Source organism: Streptomyces sp. NPDC028331, assembly GCF_055565775.1.
Map to the genome: position 1 here is coordinate 52,303 of NZ_JBVHTR010000010.1, position 21,309 is coordinate 73,611.

Sequence of the window (21,309 nt, forward strand, 5' to 3'; positions counted from 1 at the left end):
TCCGCGCCCCGTCCTCACTCCCGTTCCGCGTACCTCTCCCGCAGTTCGATCTTGCGCACCTTGCCCGAGACCGTCATCGGGAAGGCGTCCAGGATCTGCAACCGGCTCGGGATCTTGTAGTGGGCGAGCTGCCCCTCGCAGAAGGCCCGCAGCTCCGCGAGGGTCGGCGGGTCGGCCGGGTCGCGCGGGATCACGCAGGCCAGGACCTCCTCGCCGTACCGCTCGTGCGGGACCCCGACCACCTGCACGTCGGCGATCTTCGGATGCGCGTACAGGAACTCCTCGATCTCCCGCGGGTAGACGTTCTCGCCCCCGCGGATGACCATGTCCTTGATCCGGCCGACGATCTCGACGTAGCCGTCCTCGCGCATCACCGCGAGGTCGCCGGTGTGCATCCAGCGGCCCGGGTCGACGGCCTCGGCGGTCTTCTCGGGCTCGTTCCAGTAGCCGAGCATCACGCTGTAGCCGCGGGTGCACAGCTCCCCCGCCGCGCCGCGCGGCAGCGTCACCCCGGTCGCCGGATCGACGACCTTGACCTCGATGTGCGGGAGGACCCGGCCCACCGTGCCGGTGCGGTGCTCCAGGTCGTCGTCCATCCGGGTCTGGAGCGAGACCGGGGAGGTCTCCGTCATGCCGTAGCAGATGGACACCTGCTCCATGTGCATCTCGGTGACCACCCGCTTCATCACCTCGACCGGGCACGGCGAGCCCGCCATGATGCCGGTCCTCAGCGACGACAGGTCGTACTCCGCGAAGCCCGGCAGGTTCAGCTCGGCGATGAACATCGTCGGCACGCCGTACAGGGAGGTGCAGCGCTCCCGCTGGACGGCCTCCAGGGTGGCCCCCGGTTCGAAGGACGGCGCCGGGATGACGATGCACGCCCCGTGGGAGGCGGCGCCCAGGTTGCCCATGACCATGCCGAAGCAGTGGTAGAAGGGCACCGGCAGACACACCCGGTCCTGTTCCGTGTACCCGATCGTGCGGCCCACCCAGTAGCCGTTGTTGAGGATGTTGTGGTGGGAGAGGGTGGCCCCCTTCGGGAAGCCCGTGGTGCCCGAGGTGTACTGGATGTTGACCGGGTCGTCGCAGCTCAACTCGTCCGCCGCGGAGGCCAGTCGCTCACGCGGCACCGATGCCGCGCCGGCCGTGAACGCGTCCCAGGTGGGGTCGCCGATGTACACCGTCTCGCGCAACTCCGGGCAGTCGCCGCGCACTTGGTCGACCAGGGCCCGGTAGTCGCTCGTCCTGTGGGCGAGCGAGGCGACCAGGAGCGAGATCCCGGCCTGCTTCAGCACGTACCGGAGCTCGTGGGCGCGGTAGGCGGGGTTGATGTTCACCATGATCGCGCCGATGCGGGCGGTGGCGTACTGCACCAGCACCCACTCGGGGCAGTTGACCGCCCAGATCCCGACCCGGTCGCCCTTGCCGACGCCCTTGGCGAGCAGTCCGAGCGCCACCTCGTCGACCGCGGCGCCGAACTCGGCGTACGTCCAGCGGCGTCCGGACGGCATGTCGACCAGGGCCTCGCGGTCGGGGTACGCGGCGATCGCGCGGTCGAGGTTGGCGCCGATCGTGTCGCCGAGCAGGGGTGTCGTGCTGGTCCCGTGCGTGTACGACAGTGCCGTCACCGGAAGTCCTCCTCGCGGTACTCGTTCTGCGAGCCCGCGGCCGTGGCCTCGCGCAGCTCGATCCGGCGGATCTTGCCGGAGACGGTCTTGGGCAGCTCGCCGAACTCCAGCCGGCGGATGCGCTTGTAGGGGGCGAGCACCTCACGCGAGTGCTCGAAGACGACCTTCGCGGTGTCGGGGCCGGGTTCCCAGCCCGCGGCGAGCACGACGTACGCCTTCGGGACGGCGAGACGCAGTTCGTCCGGCGCCGGTACGACGGCCGCCTCGGCCACCGCCTCGTGCTCCAGCAGCGCGCTCTCCAGCTCGAAGGGGGAGATCTTGTAGTCGGAGGCCTTGAAGACGTCGTCGGCCCGCCCGACGTAGGTGATGTATCCGTCCGCGTCCCGGGAGCCGATGTCGCCGGTGCGGTAGTAGCCGCCCGCCATGGCCTCGGCCGTGCGGTCGGCGTCGCCGTGGTAGCCGGTCATCAGGCCGACCGGCCGCGCGGACAGGTCGAGCGCGATCTCGCCCTCGTCCACGCCCGGCGCGCCGCTCACCGGATCCAACAGCTCCACACGGAAGCCGGGGCTCGGCCGCCCCATGGAGCCCGTCTTCAGCGGCTGGCCGGGGCTGTTGGAGACCTGCACGACCGTCTCGGTCTGCCCGAAGCCGTCCCTGACGGTCACCCCCCAGGCCCTGCGCACCTGTTCGATCACCTCGGGGTTCAGTGGCTCACCGGCGGCGACGGCCTCGCGCGGAGGGGTGCGCAACTGGGTCAGGTCCGCCTGGATCAGCATGCGCCACACGGTCGGCGGCGCGCAGAAGGTCGTCACGCCCGCGCGGTCCATCTCCGCCATCAGCCGGGTCGCGTCGAAGCGCGTGTAGTTGTGGATGAACACCGTCGCCTCTGCGTTCCACGGGGCGAACAGGTTCGACCAGGCGTGCTTGGCCCAGCCCGGCGAGGAGATGTTCAGGTGCACGTCCCCGGGCTTCAGGCCGATCCAGTACATGGTCGCCAGGTGGCCGATCGGGTACGAGACGTGGGTGTGCTCGACCAGCTTGGGCCGGGCGGTGGTGCCCGAGGTGAAGTACAGCATCAGCGGGTCGTCGGCGTGGGTCGGCCCGTCCGGCTCGAAGTCCGCGCCGGCCGCGTACGCGTCCTCGTATGCCCGCCAGCCCTCCGGCGCGCCGCCGACCGCGATCCGGGTGTAGTCACCGGGCACCTCGGCGAACTTGCCGGTGTCCTGCGCGCGCACGACCACATGCCGGACCCGTCCCCGGTCGACCCGGTCGCGCAGGTCCGCGGGGCCCAGCAGCGGGGTGGCCGGGATGACGACCGCGCGCAGCTTCATGGCCGCCAGCGCGGTCTCCCACAGCTCCGTCTGGTTGCCGAGCATGACCAGGACACGGTCCTCCGCGCGCACGCCCTGCTCCCGGAGCCAGCCCGCGACCCGGTTCGAGCGCTCGGACATCTCGGCGAACGTGCGGCGCTCCTCGGAGCCGTCCTCCTCGACGATGTGCAGCGCGACGCGGTCGTTGCCGTCCGCAATGACGTCGAACCAGTCGAGCGCCCAGTTGAAGTACGCCGGACGCGGCCAGCGAAAACCCTCGTACGCCGTCGCGTAGTCCTCCCGGTGCGCCAGCAGGAAATCCCGCGCGGTCCGGAACCCGTCCGTCGCGTCGGTGTTCGCCGTCATGTGTCCTCCTCATTGCCGGACAGCCGTCTCACATCGTGTAATCGGTGACGCAGGTCTCACCACCCCCGAACGGGGGGTGCGCCGTGACGGAGGGGTGAGCACGTGGCAGTCGACGCGGCCGAGACGGTTCAGGTGCGGGGCGCGCTGCTGCGGCTGCGTCGGGCCACGGGGCTGCCGGTCGCCTTCGGCGGCCTGGTGGAGTCCGGGCGGCCGCAGATACGCATCAGCGAACTGAGCGGCACCGCGACGACGGCGCTGAGTTCCCTGGCCGTCGTCTCCGGCAGCGGCCTCGGCGGCAAGGTGGCGGCGCTGGCGCGGCCGTGCGCGGTGACCGACTACTCCGCGTCCCGGCAGATCAGCCACGAGTACGACGCGGCGGTGGCGACGGAGGGCCTGAGGTCCGTCCTCGCGGTGCCGGTCGTCGTACGGCGCCGGGTGCGCGGGGTGCTCTACGGTGCCCTGCGGACGGCGCAGCCGCTGGGCGACCGCACGCTGAACGCGGCGGTGGAGGCGGCGCGGGACGTGGAGCAGGCGCTGGTCGCCCGGGACGAGGCGCGCACCCTGCTGACGGCCGTGCGGGAGCCCGCGGGCCCGGCCGGAGCGGCCTGGGAGCAGGTGCGGGAGGCGCACGGCGCGCTGCGGGCGCTCGCCCAGCGGGTGGCGGACCCGGAGCTGCGGGCCGAACTCCTCGAGGTGTGCGGGCGGCTGGCCGGGGCCGCGTCCCCCGGGACCGCGGCGGGGAGCGTGGGGCTGTCCCCGCGGGAGGTGGACGTGCTGGCGTGTGTGGCGGCCGGATCGACCAACGCGGCGGCCGCCGAGCGGCTGGGGCTGCGCCCGGAGACCGTGAAGGGGTATCTGCGCTCGGCGATGCGGAAGCTGGGCGCGCACAGCAGATGGGAAGCGGTGGTGGCGGCGCGGCGGGCCGGGGTGCTGCCCTAGGTGTGCTGTCCGGACGGCACACCCGGCCTCGCCGACCGCTGCCGGCCCCGGACCGGCCGCCCCGGGAGGGGCAGGCGCGCTGTCCCCTCCCGTGCGTGGGCGTGCACCCGGCATACTCACCCGCCCTTTTTGCACTGCGCCGGACTTTTTGCACCCCTGGGATTGTCGGTAGTCCATTCATTGGGCACTGCGGTGAATTCCCCTGTCACCGCGTTGTCGTTTCCCTCACCGCACCCGCCGTCCGAATTTTCAATGACGGGACGCCTAATATTGGCCAGGGACACGACACCCGGAGGGGAGCGGCCACCGTGCGACGGGACTTCCAGGAGCCTGCGAGACCCCACCATGACCTGGTCATCGGCCGGGAGGAGCTGTGCACGGCAGCGCGCCGGCAGCTCACCGGCGGGGGAAGTGTGCTGCTGCACGGCCCCGCCGGAATAGGAAAGTCGACCGTTCTGCGCTCGCTGGCCGCGGAATACGGCGAAGCGGTGCGCACCGTGTTGCGCTGCTCGGCGACGGAGTCCGAATCCCACCTTCCCTTCCTGGCCCTCGCCGACCTGCTCGGGCTCGTCCTGGACGAGGTCGCCGACCGGCTCCCCGCCCCCCAGCGCACCGCCCTGGAGTCCGCGCTCACCGGCCGCGGCGAGTCCACGCTGCAACGGGACGGACTCGCGCTGCGGCTCGCCGTGCTCTCCACCCTCCGCGCGCTCGCCGCCCGCGGCCCCGTGCTGATCGTCGCCGACGACCTGCAGTGGCTGGATCCGGCCAGCACCGAACTCCTCGGCTTCGCCGCGCGGCGCCTCGGCGGCACGCCGGTGCAGATGCTGTGCGCCGTGCGCACCAACGCCGAGCAGGGCCAGGAGTACGACCGCCATCTGAGCGCGTCCCCGCCGGACACCCTCGCCGTCCAGGTGGGCCCCCTCTCGCGCGCCCAGACCGCCGCGCTCCTCGACCACCGCGGCTACCCGGGACTGCCCCGCTCCACCGTGCGGGACATCCACCGCACCAGCGGCGGCAACCCGCTGTTCGCGCTGGAGCTCGGCCGCGCGCTCGCCGAGAGCGCGACCCCGCCGAGGCCCGGTGAGCCGCTGCCCGTGCCGACCTCCCTGCGGACGCTGGTGCTCAACCGGCTGGAGGCGCTGTCCGACGAGGCCCGCCGCACCCTGCTCGTGGCGAGCGCCGGGGCCCGGCCCACACTGGCCCTGTTGCGCGCGGCCGGCCGGGACAACGCGGAGGCGGAGACCGCGCAGGCCGCCGCGCTCGGACTGCTGGTCACGGAGCGCGAGACACCGGGCGTACGGTTCGCGCATCCGCTGATATCGGCCGCGCTGTACGCACAGGCGAGCCCCCAGGAGCGGCGGGCCGTGCACGAGGCCCTGTCCACGGCGGCCTCCGACCCGATCGAGCGGGCCCGGCACCTGGCGCTGGCGACCACCGGCACGGATCCGCGGGTGGCCGCCCGCCTCGGCGAGGCCGCGGCCGCCGCCCGCGACCGGGGCGCGCCCTCGGTGGCGGCGGGGCTCGGGCTGCTCGCCGCCCGGCACACCCCCGCGGACGGGGTGCCGGGCCCGGACGAGCGACGGCTGCAGGCGGCCGAGGACGCGCTCACCGCCGGGGAGACCGATCTCGCCCGGGACATCGCCCGCGAGGTGCTGGCGCAATCGACGCAGCCGGCGGACCGGGTGCGGGCCTGGATGGTCGTGATCGACGCCGCGGGGCACGCCATGGCCGAGGTCGACGCGGTCTTCCCGCAGGCGCTGTCGGACGCGGGCGACGACCCCCGGCTGCTGACCCTGGTGCACTACCAGCTCGCCTGGCGGGCGCTGCTGGTGGAGGGCGACTTCGACCGGGCCCGGCAGGAGGGCGCCCTCGCCGCCGACCTGGCGGCGCGGGCCGGCGACCGGCGCAACGAGCTGCTGGCGCTGGCCTTCCAGGCGCAGGCCGAGACCCTGATGGGCCACCCGGACGCCCCGCGCACCATCCAGCGGGCCATGAAGGAGCCCCAGGACGCTCGGGTGGCGTGCGACCACAACGGCGTCGGTGCCGTGCGGTTCCGCTGGCTGATCATGAGCGACCAGCTCGCCGAGGCGCGCCAGACGGTCAGCGCGCTGCTGCGCGAGGTGCGGCGGCGCGGCATGGTGGAGGCCGAGGTGCACTTCCTGCGCGGGCTCGCCGAGACCGAACTGCGGGCCGGACACTGCGGACGGGCCCTCGACCTCGCGCGGGAGAGCCTGCGGCTGGCGCGGGACACCGGGATCGGGGAGGCCGCGAGCGCCATGCTCACCTCCCTCGCGGAGGCCGCGGGCGGCGAGGCCGACCGGGCGCTGGCCCTGGCCCAGGAGGCCGTGGCGCGGGCCGAGGAGGACGGCGACGTGATCTACCTGTCGCGGGCGCTGGCCGCGCTGGGGCACGCCCAGTTGGTGGCCGGTGACGCGGCGGGGAGCGTCCGGTCCCTGCGCCGGGTGAGGGAGCTGGAGGAGGGGCTGGGGGTCACCGATCCCGCCCGGGGCCGCTGGCACGGCGACCTGGCGGAGGCGCTGGTACGCGTCGGGGAGCCGGCCGAGGCGCAGGACGTCATCGACACCGCCCGCGCCCACGCGCGCAGACTGCGGCGGGAGAGCGTGCTCGCGGTGCTGGACCGGGCGGAGGCCCTGGCCCGAGCGGCACGCGGCGACATGGACGCGGCCGAACGTCAACTGACGGCGGCCCAGGACCGGCTCGCGAAGCTCGGCTACGGCCTCGAGGAGGCCCGGGCCGCCTACGCCCTGGCGGGGCTGCGCGCACAGCGGCCCGGACCGGTGTCGTACGACGAGGCGACCCGGCTCTTCCGCCGCTGCCGCGCCATGCCGTGGCTGCGCCTGGTGGCGACGGCCGCGGTCACGGACCCCACGGGCCCGGCACCGGCCGCGGCGGCCGCGACGGCCGCACTCGACGGATTGGCCGCGACGGAACGGCAGGTCGCCGCGCTCGTCATGGAGGGCGCGACCAACCGGGAGATCGCGGCGCGGCTGTTCATCAGCGTCAAGACCGTGGAGGCCACGCTGACCCGGGTCTACCGCAAGCTGGGCATCCGGTCACGGGTGGACATCGTGCGCCTGGCGGCCGGGCACCGCGCGGGCTGAACCGGCTCGCACGGCACGCCCGCCGGCCGGTTCCCGCGCGCAGACCGAGGGTTTTCCCTGCCCAAATCGCCGAGGGGGTTCCCTCATTGGGAGGCGACCGCTGCGGCTTCTAGCCTGAAGGCGTGCCGCTCACCGGGCACACCGGGGCCGGTCCCCACTCGCGCGAACCCCCCACCGGCAACCCCACGAGGAGACCCATGCCCGGGCCGAAACGCGTCGGAAAGGCCGCCGCCACCGTGGCGACCGCTGCCGCCGCCACGGGCACGGTCGGTGGGGCCGACACGATCTGGACCAACCCGAGCTGTACGGACGCCACCCACGGTGGCGAAGCGGTGCCGGACATTTCTCCGGCGGCCTGGACACCTGCCAGGGCGACAGCGGCGGTCCCCCGCTCACCGGGGGCGTCCTGGCAGGGATCACCACCTGGGGCAACGGCTGCACTCGTGAGCCCCGGAAGGCTCCTGGGGTAACACCTCAGGTAGATACCAGGGGGCGCTGCGGGCCTCCACGAGCGGCCCGCAACGCCCCCTTTCCATGTCCTCCGTGTTCCCTGTCCTCGGTGTTCCCCGTCCTCCGTGTCACTTCCGTGGACCGGCTCTCACCCGCCTGTTTGAATGAGCGGCGGATGGGAGGGTCGCACATGGTGTCCACAGACCGTTTCCTGGCCTTCGCCGCGATGTCCCTGCTGGTGATCGTGATCCCGGGCCCCAGTGTGCTGTTCGTCATCGGCCGGGCGCTGGCCCACGGGCGCCGCACCGCCGTGGCGACCGCGCTCGGCAACGTCTTCGGCTCGTACCTGCTGGTGGTGGCGGTCGCGGTCGGCATCGGTTCGCTGGTCGAGCGGTCGGTCGCGCTCTACCTGGCGGTGAAGCTGGCGGGGGCGGCCTATCTGGTCGTCCTCGGCGTGCAGGCCTTCCGGCACCGCAAGGAGCTGAAGGCGTCGGCGATCGGGACGGTGCCGACGGGTCCGGCGCGCGGCGATCTCCGTACGGTCCTGGACGGCGTTCTGGTGGGTGCGACCAACCCCAAGGGGGTGGTGTTCTTCGCCGCGGTGCTCCCCCAGTTCGTCGACCACTCGGCAGGTCGTGTGCCGTTGCAGATGCTCCTGCTGGGCCTGGTGCCGATCGCGATCGGCCTGGTCACGGACACCCTGTGGGGGCTGACGGCCGCCGCGGCCCGCACCTGGTTCGCCGGCTCGGACCGCAGGCTGTCCCTGATCGGCGGTGCGGGCGGGTTCACCCTGATCGGGCTGGGGCTGACGGTGGCGGTGACCGGCCGGGCCGACTGAGACGCCACGGCCCGGGTGTCAGGGCCGCGGGGGTACTACGGTCCCGAACCGGATGTCGTACGGCGTTCCGGCGTGCATCACCTTCAGCATCCGATCCCCTTCCTCGGTCACCTCGTCCCGCTGCGCCCGGGTCAGCGTGCGGAACGGCTCGATGACGAGCGAGCCCTCCTCCAGCTTCCACACGCCCGCCAGGAAGCCGTCGACGAGCAGGGTGCGGTAGGCCTGGTTGCCCACCGCGTTGCGGCCCTTGAGGCCGGGCGGCACGACGCGGGTGCGGTCGGCGTGGGAGAGGAGGAGGTTGTCGTACTCGGGCAGGAAGCGCGGCGGGGCGGGCGTGTCCGGGTCGGGGCGGGGCGCGTCGGGCAGGTCGAAGAGTTCGACGCCGTGCTCGTCGCGGAAGGTGACGAGCCGTGGGCGCAGCCGTTCGAAGACGTCCCGCAGCCGCGTCAGGCCCGCCCAGGTCTGCATGTCCTTCACCGAGGCCGGTCCGAAGGCGCCGAGGTACCGCAGGACGACGGCGTCGGGCGCCGGGGCGGGCTCGGCGGGGCGTCCGAGCCAGTGCTCGACGGTGGTGAGTGCGACCTGGCCGCTGCTGCCCCACAGGCCGCGCGGGGTGACCTGGACGAGGGGCAGCCGGCAGCGGGCGGCGAGGGCGAGGGCCTGTGGGTCGGCGTCCGGCCATGCGGCGAGCAGCGCCCGGCGCAGCTCGGTCATGGTGCGCGGTGCGGCCTCCACGAGGTCGCGGGCGAGGGCGGCGAGCCGGTCGAGGTCGACGCCGGCGAGACCCTTGCGGAAGGCGGCGAGTTCCCGGTCGAGGGCGGGCTGGACGAGCGGCCGCAGGGTCAGGCAGTCGTCGGCGGTGTGGGTGTGGACGGTGGAGCGCAGGGTGGCGATGCGGACGACCTCGCGGTCGGCCATGAGCCGTGACAGGTGCTCGGGCGCGAATCCCTCGAGCCGTGCCGCCAGCGCGTGGTACGGCGGCTTGACGTTCTGCGCCTGGAGGCCGAGCAGGTGCGCGACGGCCGCCTTCGCGGACAGCGATGAGCGCCGGAGCAGGAGCTGACGGGCGAGGGTGGCGCGGTTGAGGGCGCGGTGCGGGAGGACGGAAGCGGTGGCGGTGGTCCGGCCGGCCGTCCGGGCCGCGGAGCTCGTCTTGGTCATGCCGGGGACGCTAACGGGGATTGCGGACAGCTACTGTCCGCAGCTTCCGTCCCGCGGAGGGCAGGGCCGAGCGGTACGTCGCCGGAATCCCGGCGGGACGGCTCCCCGCCCCCTGCCGGTCGACGGAGGACGCCGGGCATCACCGGTCCCCTCCCTGCTTCTTCGCCTCCTCGATCGCCTTGAGGTAGTCGTCCGGCGACAGTTTCGCGCACTCGGGCAGGCCGTTGTCCGCGGTGTCGTCCTTCGCGGCGACGATCGCCTTGGTACACGAGGCGATCGCCGCCGCGTCGGCGGCCCCTCCGGCTGACGCGGAAGGGCTCGGGGCCGAGCTTTCGCCGCTGCCCGAGCCGAAGGGGGAGCATCCGGTCAGCATGAGCACGGCTGCGGCGAGCAGGGAGATGGTGGTGCGGCGCATGAGTCTCCTTGGAAGCCGAGTGGTGGCCGAATCATGCACCCGAACGCGCACTTTGAGTGATCTTCGAGTGACGCTGTGTCCGTGTTGTGATCTGCGCGCGACCTGTCGGACTCCGCGTCCCGCGGTCCTCGCCGCCGCCGGCCCTCACACCGCCCTCACGCCTCTCCGCATCATCGGCGCGCCGCCCGCCCCGCGCATCCCGCCCCGGTCACACCGACATACGGTCGACCAGGGAGCAGCCCCGACATCCGAACGCCGCGCCCGTCCAGCCCCGACGAACAGCAGCCCGGGACCGACAGGAAGTCCGTCCGGCGCCGCGCCCTGCCCCAGGCGGCCCCTTCGGCGTCAAGGGGCCGCGCGTCGAGGTGACACCCGCCTGTGCGCCGCGTTCACTGCTCGGCGGCCTCTCGGGCGATCTGCTCGAACTGGGCGCCCATCGCCTCGGAGAGCGCCTGGGCGGCGGAGAGCGGGCGCACCATCACCGTGAACTCGTCGATCTTGCCGTCCTCGTCGAAGTGCAGGAAGTCGCAGCCCTGGAGCTTCTTGCCGGCGACGGTGGCGGTGAAGACGAACGCGTGGTCGCGGCCGCCGGAGTCGGCGATCTCGCGGACGTAGGCGAAGTCCTCGAAGACCCGGGACACGCCGCGCAGGATCGCGGCGGTGATCGCCTTGCCCGGGTACGGCTTGAAGGCGACCGGGCTGGTGAAGACGACGTCGTCGGCCAGCAGGGCGGCCACGGCGTCCATGTCACCGCTCTCGACGGCCTTGCGGAAGGGGTGCATCAATCCACCTCTGCATGCTCAATTATTTGAATAGGTGAGGTGGAGGTTAGAGGGATGGACACCCGCTGTCCATCTCTGTGAGCAGCTCCTCTTCCCGTCCCCTCCAGAGGAGGTCGCGTGATCTCGCCAGTCACTTAGTTGACTAATAACGTTGGTGCTACCGTGTGCCCATGGCTTTGCGGAACGCGGTGATGGCCGCGCTGCTGGAGGGTGAGGCGTCCGGCTACGACCTCGCGAAGGCGTTCGACGCGACGGTCGCCAACTTCTGGATGTCCACGCCCCAGCAGCTCTACCGGGAGCTGGAGCGCATGGAGGCCGAAGGACTGGTCACCGCACGTGTCGTCGAGCAGGAGCGCCGTCCCAACAAGCGGCTGTTCTCCCTGACGGAGGCCGGACGGAAGGCCGTCCGCGCCTACACGGCCGAGCCGCCGGGCAAGCCGGCGGTGATCCGGGACGAGTTGCTGGTCAAGGTGCAGTGCCTGGACGCGGGCGACATCGAGGCGGTGCGGGCGGCCATCGCCGAGCGCATGGAGTGGGCCACCGCCAAGCTCGCCCGCTACGAAAGGCTCCGGCAGCGCCTCCTCGCCGGACGCTCGGAGGAGGCGTACTTCGCCGAGGCCGAGCGCATCGGCCCGTACCTCACGTTGCTGCGCGGAATGTCCTTCGAACGGGAGAACCTCCAGTGGGGGGACATGGCACTCCGCAGGCTCGACCAGCGCTCGGCCGCTCTGAAGTGAACGGCCGACCCGGCGGCCGGCCTGCGCGCCCCGTCCTGCGGCCGCTGAGCCTGCTCACGGCGGGCCTGGCGGAGCTGCCCTAGGACCGCACCTCGAAGCCTCCGCGGCCGTTGAACCGGACCTCCCGTACGGCGTCGAAGCCGTCCGCCGGCGTCGGTCTGCGCAGCCGCTTCGACGTCGCGAACACGCCGATGTCGGGGACGCGGTCGCGGCCCTCGCGGGCGGCGTTGCGACGGAGGGAGCCCGGGAGGTCCGGCGGGAACCAGTACGCCGTGACCGTCGCGCCGTGGGCGTGGCCCAGTTCCACCAGCGGGCACCACTCCTGCGGCGACGGGTTGGTGTTGTCCACCGCCACCGGCCGCCCCGCTCGGAGTGCCTCCTCCACCTGCCGCATCTGCCGCCGCTGCTTGTTTCGGGCGCTGCGCGGGAACAGGTCCTTGCTGACCAGCACGTACCGGCCGGACAGGCGCTGCGCGTAGAAGGTCGACTTCCCCGACGCCTGCAGTCCGACGAGCACGGCCATGTCCAGTCCTGTCGCCATACGGGCCACGATGACACGCGCCGGCGGGCGGGTGGAACCGTCGCCGTCGGCCCGCGGGGGCCGCCGCTCCGTGCCCGGCCCCTCGTTTCTCCCCTGCGAGCCCACGAGCGCCGCGCGCGCCGGGCGGCGCGGATCGCACCGGCCCCGAGGACGACCACGAGGGCTGCGGGCGTGCGGGGGCGGGCGGCCGGGGCGAGCGCCGATGCGCCCGACCGCGGGGAGGGACACCGGCCGGCCTCGTTCCGGCCGAGGACCGAACGGCCCATTCGCGCCGCTGCGGCGGTGGCGGACCATGAGAGTGCGGAGGAGTACGAGGACCACGGAGGACCACCGGGGGGCATCTCGCTGGAGAGCGTCGTGACGAGGGCGGCGCGCGGCCGGCGGCCGCCGTGCGGGATCGCGGTCGGCGGGCCGGGCGCCGGGAAGGCGGGGCGTTCGGTGAAGGAGACACTGTCTCTCGGGCGCATCGCGGGCGTGCGCGTCGGCCTGCACTGGAGCGTGCTGGTCATCGTCGTGCTGATCGCCGTCGCCCTGGCCCGCGGGCGGCTTCCCGCGGCCCACCCCGGCCACCCGGCCTGGGCCTACTGGGTGGCGGCGCTGCTGGCCTCGCTGGTGTTCCTGGCGTCGCTGCTCGCGCACGAACTCGCCCACGCGGTCGTCGCACGCCGCAACGGCGTCCAGGTGGACGGCATCACGCTGTGGATGCTGGGCGGGGCCGCCCGGCTGCGCACCGAGGCGCCGACGCCGGGCGCGGAACTGCGCATCGCCGCGGTCGGGCCGCTGACCAGCCTGGTCGTGGGCGGGGTGTGCACCGGCCTGGCGGTGGGGCTCGACGCCCTGCACGTCCCCGGGCTCGTGGTGGAGGCCGTCGCCTGGCTCGCCGCCATCAACATCGTGCTGGCCGTGTTCAACGCCCTGCCGGCCGCCCCGCTGGACGGCGGACGGCTGCTGCGGTCGTTCCTGTGGCACCGCACCGGTGACCGGGTACGGGCGACCCGGGGCGCCTCGGCCGCCGGCCGGGCTCTCGGCTGGATCCTGATGGCCGGCGGGTTGGCCGCGGTGGTCTTCGCGGGCAACCTGTCGGGGCTGTGGTCGGCGCTGATCGGCTGGTTCCTCATCACCACGGCGACCGCGGAGGCCCGCCAGGCGGAGCTGCGCAGCGCCCTGCACGACGTCCCGGTGAGCGGGGTGATGACCCGGGACCCGGTCACCGTCCCCACCGCCATGACCGTCGACCGGTTCCTGACCGAGGCGCCCTTCGACCGGTTCCGCCACTCCGCCTTCCCGGTCCTTACGCCCGACGGCGGCGTGGCGGGACTGGTCACCGCCGGCGCCGTCCGCGACGTGCCGCCGCACGCCCGGTCGGCCACCACGGTCGGCGAGGTGATGCGCCCGCTGCCGGACATCGAGACGGCCGCGCCCGGCGACATGGTCCTGGATCTGCTGCCCCGCCTCCAGGAGAGCCCTGAGCGCAGGGCACTCGTACTCGACGACGGGCGCCTCGTCGGCATCGTCACGCTCGCCGACATCAGCCGTGTCGTGACATGGCTGACCGGCACCCCCCACCCGAAGGGCTGACGGCGAGCGGACGGTTGTGCGCCCCCGCAGCCCTGCCCCCTCCCCTCTCCGGGGACTCCGCCCCTTCACCCCGCGAGGGACGGAGTCCACAACGCCCAGGGCCGGGAAGGGCAGGGGCGCCCTCAGTCCAGCCCGGCGGCACCCCCCGCCTCCCGGCGCCGCACCTCCACCGCCGTCACCGCCATCGCCAGCGGCCCGGGGGCCAGGAACGCCAGCGGCAGCAGCATCCAGGCGCACAGGGCCGCCGTCGCCAGGGCGAGCAGGACCAGGGCGCTGCCCCCCGCGTCCCGGACCGCCGTCCCGGCCGCCGCACGCACCGCCGTGGGCCAGTCGGTGAGCGATTCGGGGCGGGCGCAGGCGCGCAGGCCCACCACCGCGGCGCACGCGCCGATCGCCGCGGCCAGGGCCGTGAACGCCGGTGCGCCCGGCAGGCCCGCGCCCGCCAGGGCCAGGTCCGCGGCCAGCAGCAGCACGCCCGCGAGGGCCACCGCCCCGGCCGCCAGGTCCCCGGCCCGCAGGCGTTCGCGCAGCGCCCGCAGGTACCGCCCCGCCGTGACCGGCCGCCCCTCCCCCGCCCCGCGCAGGACCGCGCACGCCGTCGACAGGGCCGCGGGCGCCGTCAGCAACGGCAGCGACGTGACCGCCGTCGCCAGGCCCACGCTCAGCACGTCCGCGAACAGCGCCATCCGGGGACCGAAGACCTCCCCGGGCTCCCGCACCGTACGCCCGCTCATCCCTTCAGCCCCGAACTCGCCATGCCCTCGACCAGGAACCTCTGGAAGGCGAGGAAGAACAGCACGATCGGCAGCAGCGCGATCACCGACATGGCGAACATGGGGCCGAACGCGGAGGTGCTGGAGGCGTCCACGAACGACCTCAGCGCCAGCGTCAGCGTGAACTTCTCCGGCGAGAACAGGTAGATGAGCTGGGTGAAGAAGTCGTTCCACGTCCAGATGAAGGTGAAGATCGCCGTGGTGATCAGGGCGGGGCGGGTCAGCGGCAGGATCACCAGGAAGAAGCTGCGGAACGGCCCGCAGCCGTCGATCCGCGCCGCCTCCTCCAGCTCGCGCGGCAGCCCGCGCATGAACTGCACGACGAGGAAGACGAAGAACGCCTCCGTGGCGAGGAACTTGGGCAGGATCAGCGGCCAGTACGTGTTCACCATGCCGAGCTTGTTGAAGATGATGTACTGCGGGATCAGCACGGCGTGGTGCGGCAGCATGATCGTGGCGATCATGAAGGCGAACAGCGGCCCCCGGAAGCGGAACCGCAGCCGGGCGAAGGCGTACGCGGCCAGGGAGCACGACAGGACGTTCCCGACGACCGCGCCGCCCGCGATCAGCAGCGAGTTGCCGAGCAGCCGCCAGACGGAGACGCCGTTCACACCGTCCAGGGCCGTGGTGTAGTTGGACCATTCCAGGTGGCTCGGCAGCAGGTTCAGGCTGGCGATGACCTCGTTCGCGGGCTTCAGCGAGGTCGCGAGCAGCCAGGCCAGCGGATAGAGCATCACCAGCAGCGCGGCCAGGCAGCCGGCGTGCAGGGCCACCCTGCGCCAGGCGATCGGCTTGCGGGCGACGGAGGCGGTCGTACTCATCGGTCCCCCTCGGAGGCGTAGAAGACCCAGGACCGCGAGGTGCGGAACAGCACCGCGGTGACCGCGCCGATCACCAGCAGCAGCACCCAGGCCATCGCCGAGGCGTAGCCCATGTGGGAGGCGACGAAGCCGCGGTCGTAGAGGTAGAGCGTGTAGAACAGCGTCGAGTCGGCGGGGCCGCCCTTGCCGGCGCTGACCGCGAAGGCGGGGGTGAAGACCTGGAAGGACTGGATGGTCTGGAGCACCAGGTTGAAGAAGATCACCGGGGACAGCATCGGCACGGTGACGGACAGGAACTGCCGCCAACGGCTCGCCCCGTCGACCTCGGCGGCCTCGTACAACTCCCCGGGGATCTGCTGGAGCCCGGCCAGGAAGATGACCATCGGCGCGCCGAACTGCCACACCGTCAGCAGGGCGACCGCGAGCAGCGCCCAGCCGGGCCGGGTGACCCAGCCGCCGGTGCCCAGGAGGTGGTCGACCGTGCCGCCGTCGTTGAAGATCGCCCGCCAGACGAGGGCGATCGACATGGAGGCGCCGAGCAGGGACGGCGCGTAGAAGGCGGAGCGGTAGAAGCCCTTGGCGCGGCGCATGGACTTCAGGGCGAGGGCGACGGCGAGAGCGAGCCCGAGCTGCAGCGGTACGGCGACGACGACATACGTCAGCGTGGCCATGACCGAGCGCCAGTAGCGCGGGTCCTCGGTGAACATCTGGGTGTAGTTGCGCAGGCCCACCCAGCGCGGCGGGTTGAACAGGTCGTAGTCGGTGAAGGAGAGGTAGAGCGAGACCGCCATCGGCAGCAGGGTGAGCACGGTCGCGCCGAGCACCCACGGGGACAGGAACACCCAGGCGGCGCCTTCGCGACGGCGCTTCGGCCGGCTCGGGGCCGCCGGTCGCGTGCGGGGAACTCCGGTCGCCTGTACGTCGGTTGCCGTCATGACCTCAGCTCCGCCTTCGCCTCGGTGATGTAGTTCCGCGCCGCCTCGCCGGGCGACATACGCTCGTACGACACCTGGTCGTAGTCGCGCTGGAACGTGGTCTGCAGCGCGTTGTCGCCGGACGGGGGCGCCTGGGGCGGGGCCTTCAGGTCGCCTTCGAGCGAGGACTGGTAGTCGGAGATGGTCTTGTCGAAGTCCTTGAGGGCGGGGGCGAGCTTCTTGCGCAGGTTCTCGTTGACGGGGATGCCGCGGGTCGCGCCGAGGATCGCCCCGGCGTCGGGGTCGTTGAGCATGAAGTCGATCAGCTCGGCCGCCTCCTCGGGGTGGGAGGTGTGCGCGGCGGCGCCCATGAACATCGACGGTTTGAAGTACTGGCCGGGGGTGCCGTCCTCGCCCGACGGCATGGGCGCGAGCGCGATGCCGTCCGGGACGAGGACGAGGAACCCGCTCGCGGGGGCGTCCCAGTTGACGTCGGAGACCGCCTTGCCCCGCCCCAGCGGGGTGTTCTCGACCGAGCCGTCGAGCTGGGTGGTCTGCTCGGCGGGCGAGACGGCGCCCTCGCGGCGCAGCTTGTCGGTGAAGGTCCACCAGCGGGTCAGGTCACCGGCGGTGAAGCCGAGCCCCCGGTCCGGGGTGTAGAGGGACTTGCCCTGACCGCGCAGCCACACCTCGAACGCGTCCTCGCTCTGCCCGGGGTCCGTTCCGCCGGGCTTGCCGGTCTTCTTCGCCAACCGCCGCATGGCGTCGGCCCACCGACTCCACGTCCAGCCCTCGTGGGGAAGGGCGACGCCGGACGCCTGCCACTCCTTGACGTCGTACACCATCGTCTCGGTGCCGCGCCCCTGCGGGATCGCGTACTGCTTGCCGTTCACCCTGCCCGTGGCGAGGAGTCCGGCGTCGATCTCGCCGGTGTCCAGGGCCGCCTTCTGGGTGCCGAGGTCGAGGAGCACTCCCCCGTCGGCGTACTGGTCGATCATGCGGTAGTCCAGTTGCATCACGTCGGGGGCGTCGCCGCCGGCGGCCTGGGTGGCCAGCTTCTGCTTGTAGGCGTCGTAGCCGGAGAACGACGTCTGCACCCGGATCCCGGGGTGCCGTTTCTCGAAGAGCGCGACGGCCTTCTCCGTTCTCCCGGCTCGGTCCGGGTTGCCCCACCAGGTGTAGCGCAGCACCGTGGTGCCGCCCGAGCCGCCGTCTTGGTCCGTGCCCGAGCAGCCGGTGAGCGCGGCGCACAGCGCCAGCACCACGGCCGCCGAGCAGGACAACCTCGTCCTGTGTCCGGGCATGGGTCACCCCTCTCGCCAGAAAGCGCTTACACGCTTCAAGGGACCCTAGGTATGGTCCGGATGTCACAACAAGCCCTGTGCACCGCTTCCTTGGGACGGAGCCCGAGCATGTCTTCCGACACAGCACCCCGCCGCCGCGCCGCCGTCGTGGGCCTGGGCGCCCGCGCCCGGCTGTTCACCGAGGCCCTGTCGGGGCCGTACGCCGACCGGATGGAACTGGCCGGGTTCTGCGACGTCAACGCCCACCGCATGGCCGTCCACAACGACTGGATCACCGCCGATCACTCCGGCCGCCCGCCGGTACCGGCGTACGCCGCCGAGGACTTCGAGCTGATGCTGCGCCGTGAGCGCATCGACCTGGTGGTGGTGTGCAGCGTGGACCACGCCCACGACCACTACATCGTGGCCGCCCTGGAGGCGGGCTGCGACGTGGTGACCGAGAAGCCGATGACCACGGACGCCGAGCGGGCCCGGCGCATCCTGGACACCCGGCGCCGCACCGGCCGTGAGGTGCGGGTCGCCTTCAACTACCGCTACAACCCGGTGCATTCCGCGGTACGGGAGCTGCTGGCGGCCGGGGAGATCGGCGAGGTCGGTTCGGTGCACTTCGAGTGGCTGCTCGACCTGCGGCACGGCGCCGACTACTTCCGGCGCTGGCACCGGGAGAAGGCCAACTCCGGCGGGCTGATGGTGCACAAGGCGACGCACCACTTCGACCTGGTCAACTGGTGGCTGGGCTCCCGTCCCGAGACCGTCTTCGCGCAAGGAGGCCTGTTCTTCTACGGCGACGAGGCCGGCCGGCGCCGGGGCCTGGCCCGCCCCTACCGGCGCGCCCACGGCTCCCCGGAGGCCGACGGCGATCCGTTCGCGCTGCGCCTCGCGGACTCGCCGGTGCTCAGCGCGCTGTACCTGGACGCGGAACGCGAGGACGGCTACCACCGGGACCAGAACGTGTTCGGCCCGGGGGTGACCATCGAGGACGACATGGCGGTCCTGGTGCGGTACGCATCCGGCGCGACCCTGACGTACCACCTCACCGCGTACGCACCCTGGGAGGGCTACCGCATCGCCTTCAACGGCAGCGAGGGGCGGCTGGAGCTGCTGGTGGAGGAGTCCACCTGGTCGCCGCGCCGGACGGGGGCCGCCGCCGGTCCGGTGCTGCACGGAGCCGAGACCGACGCGCGGGCGGGGCGCACCGAGCTGCTGCTGCGCCGGTTCTGGGAGCGGCCGCGCGAGGTGAAGGTGGCGACCGGCGAGGGCGGCCACGGTGGCGGGGACGTACGGATGCTGGCGGATCTGTTCGGCGAGCGCGCCGAGGACCCGCTGGGGCGGCCGGCCGACGCCACGGACGGGGCCCGTTCACTGGTGACGGGGCTGGCCGCGAACAGGTCGTTCGAGACGGGGCTGCCCGTACGGGCACGGGAGGTACTGGACGTCTGAGCCGCCCCCGGGGCTATACATGCAGTGTATACACTGCATGTATAGTCACTCCATGCCTTCGACGGGGAAGATGAACAGACGTGCGGCCGGGTTGCGTGCGGCGGCGGTTTTTCTCGCCACCATGACCTCCGTGCTCTCGGGTTGCACCACCCTGCACACCACCGAGCCCAGCGCCGTCCGGGCGCGCGCCGCGGCGGGTGCGCCGGCCCGGCTCGGGACCGTCGACTGCCGCGAGGCCAAGTGCATCGCGCTGACCTTCGACGCCGGGCCGAGCGAGAACTCGGCGAAACTGCTCGACATCCTGAAGGAGAAGAAGGTTCCCGCGACCTTCTTCCTGCTCGGCAAGGGGCACATCGAGAAGTACCCGGAGCTCGTCAAGCGGATGGCCGCCGAGGGGCACGAGGTGGCGAGCCACACCTGGGACCACAGGATCCTCACCCGGATCTCGCCACGGGAGATACGCCAGGAGCTGGAGAAGCCGGACGAGGCGATAGAGCGGCTCACCGGGCACCGGCCCACGCTGATGCGCCCGCCGCAGGGCCGTACGAACGACACCGTGCACCGGATCTGCCGCGAGCTCGGCCTCGCCGAGGTGCTGTGGAGCGTGACCGCCAAGGACTACATGACGTACGACCCGGCCGTGATCGAGAAGCGCGTCCTGGACCAGGCGTCCCGGGACGGGATCATCCTGCTCCACGACCTCTACCCGGGCACCGTCCCCGCGGTGCCCGGGATCATCGACGCGCTGAAGGAGCGGGGATACGTGTTCGTCACCGTGCCGCAGCTCCTGGCGCCGGGGAAGGCGAAGCCGGGCGAGGTGTACCGGACCTGACGGGTCACCGGCTCTACGTTGAGTACCTGCCCAGGTCACCGTGTGGCCGGTGGTGGATCACCAGGTCAGGTGCAGGCTCCCGGGCGAGCGGTGGATCAGGGTGGGCCGCATGGCGACGGGGTGGTCCTCGGCCAGGCGCAGGCCCGGCAGGCGGCGGGTCAGTTGCTCCAGTGCGATGCGGAGTTGTTCACGGGCAAGCTGGGCACCGGGGCAGCCGTGGACGCCGAGGCCGAAGGCGAGGTGGCGCACGGGGGTGCGGGTGATGTCGAACTCGTCGGGGCGCGGATGCCGGGCGCCGTCGCGGTTGGCGCCTGCGAAGGCGACGAAGAGGTGTGCCCCGGCGGGGAGTTCCGTGCCCGCGAGGGTGACGGGGCGGGTGGTGACGCGCCGGAAACCCTGGAGCACGCTGTCGTAGCGGGCGGCCTCCTCGACGGCCGCGGGGATGCGGTCGGGCTCCGCGCACAGCAGCTCCCACTGGGCCCGGTGCCGCAGGAGGTGCAGCACGGTGGTGCCGATCAGAGCCGTCGTCGTCAGGTGACCGGCGAGGAGGAGGTTCTGCAGGTGGGCGACCGTCTCGTGCCGCTGGTCGAGCGTCAGCCCGCCCTCGCCCGGCGCGAGAGCGGCGAGGTGTTCGCCGATGAGGTCCTCGCGGGGGTGGACGCGCCGGTCGCGTACGTACGCGTCGAGGATCCGCTGCATCGCGACGACGTCCTCGGCTGCGGCGATCTGCTCGTCCTCCTCCAGCGGACGGAACAGCAGTGCCTCCGCGCGGTGACCGCCGCGGACCACGGCCGGCACGTCGGCGGCGTCAAGGCCGACGAGCCGCCCGATGACCTCGCCGGGGAGCCGCCGGGCGTAGGCGGACATCAACTCCACCTTCCCGGCCCCGGCGAAGGCGTCCACGAGGGCGGCGGCGCGTTCGGCCGCGTACGGCAGGACGGCGGCGACCCGGGCGGGCGAGAGGCCGCGCACGATCGGGGTGCGCAGCTCCTGGTGGCGGGCGCCGTCGGAGGTGACGACGACCGGGCGCCCGCCGAAGCCGCGGCCGAGCACGGCGAGCGCGGCCGGTGAGGGTGTGACGTCGGGACGGAGCGCGTTGGCGGACGAGAACTCCTGCGGCCGCCGCAGCACCTCGCGAACATCGGCGTCCCGTGCCACCAGCCAGGCGTCCAGCTCGGAGACGAAGGTGAGACCGTCGGCCTGCCGCGCCCGGGCGTAGTGCGGATAGGGGTCGCGCGTCAACTCGTCGAGCCTGCTGTGCAGTTCGTTCTCCACGGGGCGCCCTCCGGCCCGGGGTCGGCGTCGCCTCATGGTGCCGTACGCACGTGCGGACACGGTAGGCCGCCGACGCGTCGCAG

18 protein-coding genes and 1 pseudogene are annotated in these 21,309 nt (G+C 72.8%); 8 read left to right on the plus strand and 11 right to left on the minus strand.

The features are described from left to right. Nucleotides 1-14: 14 nt before the first annotated feature. Nucleotides 15-1,628 carry an AMP-binding protein gene (locus ACZ4SW_RS16810; protein WP_468243339.1) on the minus strand — a complete coding sequence of 538 codons (1,614 nt, stop codon included), beginning with the start codon at nt 1,626-1,628 and terminating at the stop codon, nt 15-17. Further along, nucleotides 1,625-3,304 carry an AMP-binding protein gene (locus ACZ4SW_RS16815; protein ID WP_468243340.1) on the minus strand — a complete coding sequence of 560 codons (1,680 nt, stop codon included), beginning with the start codon at nt 3,302-3,304 and terminating at the stop codon, nt 1,625-1,627. The genes ACZ4SW_RS16810 and ACZ4SW_RS16815 overlap by 4 nt, the downstream gene beginning before the upstream one ends. A 102-nt stretch (nt 3,305-3,406) precedes the next feature. Here ACZ4SW_RS16815 and ACZ4SW_RS16820 point away from each other — a divergent pair, with 102 nt between their 5' ends. The 4 genes and pseudogenes from ACZ4SW_RS16820 to ACZ4SW_RS16835 all read left to right on the plus strand — a co-directional run bounded on the left by ACZ4SW_RS16820 (nt 3,407) and on the right by ACZ4SW_RS16835 (nt 8,653). Then, the gene (locus tag ACZ4SW_RS16820) at nt 3,407-4,243 is read left to right on the plus strand and encodes a helix-turn-helix transcriptional regulator (protein WP_468243343.1); all 837 of its coding nucleotides are present in this window, start codon (nt 3,407-3,409) and stop codon (nt 4,241-4,243) included. Between the two features lie 308 nt (nt 4,244-4,551). Beyond that, the gene (locus tag ACZ4SW_RS16825; protein ID WP_468243345.1) at nt 4,552-7,365 is read left to right on the plus strand and encodes a helix-turn-helix transcriptional regulator; all 2,814 of its coding nucleotides are present in this window, start codon (nt 4,552-4,554) and stop codon (nt 7,363-7,365) included. A gap of 355 nt (nt 7,366-7,720) precedes the next feature. Then, nucleotides 7,721-7,822 (plus strand): annotated as a pseudogene (locus ACZ4SW_RS16830) (trypsin-like serine protease); the annotation flags it as partial. Nucleotides 7,823-8,005: 183 nt separating this feature from the next. Further along, entirely contained in the window at nt 8,006-8,653 is a 648-nt protein-coding gene (locus tag ACZ4SW_RS16835) for a LysE family translocator (protein ID WP_468243347.1), read from the plus strand. Between the two features lie 18 nt (nt 8,654-8,671). On the opposite strand, the gene ACZ4SW_RS16840 is transcribed toward ACZ4SW_RS16835, so the two are convergent. The 3 genes from ACZ4SW_RS16840 to ACZ4SW_RS16850 form a co-directional block, all read right to left on the minus strand. After that, the gene (locus tag ACZ4SW_RS16840; protein WP_468243350.1) at nt 8,672-9,814 is read right to left on the minus strand and encodes a winged helix DNA-binding domain-containing protein; all 1,143 of its coding nucleotides are present in this window, start codon (nt 9,812-9,814) and stop codon (nt 8,672-8,674) included. Nucleotides 9,815-9,953: 139 nt separating this feature from the next. Then, the gene (locus ACZ4SW_RS16845) at nt 9,954-10,229 is read right to left on the minus strand and encodes a hypothetical protein (protein ID WP_468243352.1); all 276 of its coding nucleotides are present in this window, start codon (nt 10,227-10,229) and stop codon (nt 9,954-9,956) included. A 389-nt stretch (nt 10,230-10,618) separates the two neighbouring features. Beyond that, nucleotides 10,619-11,011, minus strand: coding sequence for a nuclear transport factor 2 family protein (locus ACZ4SW_RS16850; RefSeq protein ID WP_468243354.1), 393 nt, complete (start codon nt 11,009-11,011; stop codon nt 10,619-10,621). Between the two features lie 170 nt (nt 11,012-11,181). On the opposite strand from ACZ4SW_RS16850, the gene ACZ4SW_RS16855 reads away from it, so the two are divergent. Continuing rightward, on the plus strand, nt 11,182-11,748 hold the full coding sequence (locus tag ACZ4SW_RS16855) for a PadR family transcriptional regulator (protein WP_468243357.1): 567 nt from the start codon (nt 11,182-11,184) through the stop codon (nt 11,746-11,748). 79 nt (nt 11,749-11,827) lie between these two features. On the opposite strand, the gene ACZ4SW_RS16860 is transcribed toward ACZ4SW_RS16855, so the two are convergent. Next, entirely contained in the window at nt 11,828-12,289 is a 462-nt protein-coding gene (locus ACZ4SW_RS16860; RefSeq protein WP_468243359.1) for an AAA family ATPase, read from the minus strand. A 282-nt stretch (nt 12,290-12,571) separates the two neighbouring features. Here ACZ4SW_RS16860 and ACZ4SW_RS16865 point away from each other — a divergent pair, with 282 nt between their 5' ends. Further along, the gene (locus ACZ4SW_RS16865) at nt 12,572-13,867 is read left to right on the plus strand and encodes a site-2 protease family protein (RefSeq protein ID WP_468243361.1); all 1,296 of its coding nucleotides are present in this window, start codon (nt 12,572-12,574) and stop codon (nt 13,865-13,867) included. A 122-nt stretch (nt 13,868-13,989) separates the two neighbouring features. Here the strand turns inward: ACZ4SW_RS16865 and ACZ4SW_RS16870 are convergent, their stop codons facing one another. The 4 genes from ACZ4SW_RS16870 to ACZ4SW_RS16885 are packed head-to-tail and all read right to left on the minus strand — an operon-like array spanning nt 13,990 to nt 17,679. Further along, nucleotides 13,990-14,601, minus strand: coding sequence for a hypothetical protein (locus ACZ4SW_RS16870; protein ID WP_468243363.1), 612 nt, complete (start codon nt 14,599-14,601; stop codon nt 13,990-13,992). Continuing rightward, nucleotides 14,598-15,461 (minus strand): carbohydrate ABC transporter permease, encoded by an 864-nt coding sequence (locus ACZ4SW_RS16875; protein ID WP_468243365.1) that lies wholly within the window; start codon nt 15,459-15,461, stop codon nt 14,598-14,600. The genes ACZ4SW_RS16870 and ACZ4SW_RS16875 overlap by 4 nt, the downstream gene beginning before the upstream one ends. Beyond that, nucleotides 15,458-16,396 carry a carbohydrate ABC transporter permease gene (locus tag ACZ4SW_RS16880; protein ID WP_468243367.1) on the minus strand — a complete coding sequence of 313 codons (939 nt, stop codon included), beginning with the start codon at nt 16,394-16,396 and terminating at the stop codon, nt 15,458-15,460. Before ACZ4SW_RS16880 ends, ACZ4SW_RS16875 begins: the two co-directional genes overlap by 4 nt. Then, nucleotides 16,393-17,679 carry an ABC transporter substrate-binding protein gene (locus ACZ4SW_RS16885; protein WP_468243369.1) on the minus strand — a complete coding sequence of 429 codons (1,287 nt, stop codon included), beginning with the start codon at nt 17,677-17,679 and terminating at the stop codon, nt 16,393-16,395. The genes ACZ4SW_RS16880 and ACZ4SW_RS16885 overlap by 4 nt, the downstream gene beginning before the upstream one ends. Nucleotides 17,680-17,787: 108 nt before the next feature. Here ACZ4SW_RS16885 and ACZ4SW_RS16890 point away from each other — a divergent pair, with 108 nt between their 5' ends. Together ACZ4SW_RS16890 and ACZ4SW_RS16895 are read left to right on the plus strand one after the other, a co-directional pair. Further along, nucleotides 17,788-19,119, plus strand: coding sequence for a Gfo/Idh/MocA family protein (locus ACZ4SW_RS16890; protein WP_468243371.1), 1,332 nt, complete (start codon nt 17,788-17,790; stop codon nt 19,117-19,119). A 52-nt stretch (nt 19,120-19,171) separates the two neighbouring features. Further along, the gene (locus tag ACZ4SW_RS16895; protein ID WP_468243374.1) at nt 19,172-19,951 is read left to right on the plus strand and encodes a polysaccharide deacetylase family protein; all 780 of its coding nucleotides are present in this window, start codon (nt 19,172-19,174) and stop codon (nt 19,949-19,951) included. Nucleotides 19,952-20,008: 57 nt separating this feature from the next. Here ACZ4SW_RS16895 and ACZ4SW_RS16900 read toward each other — a convergent pair whose 3' ends face one another. Beyond that, nucleotides 20,009-21,226: a cytochrome P450 gene (locus ACZ4SW_RS16900; protein WP_468243376.1), complete on the minus strand. Its 1,218-nt coding sequence runs from the start codon at nt 21,224-21,226 to the stop codon at nt 20,009-20,011. Nucleotides 21,227-21,309 lie beyond the last annotated feature (83 nt).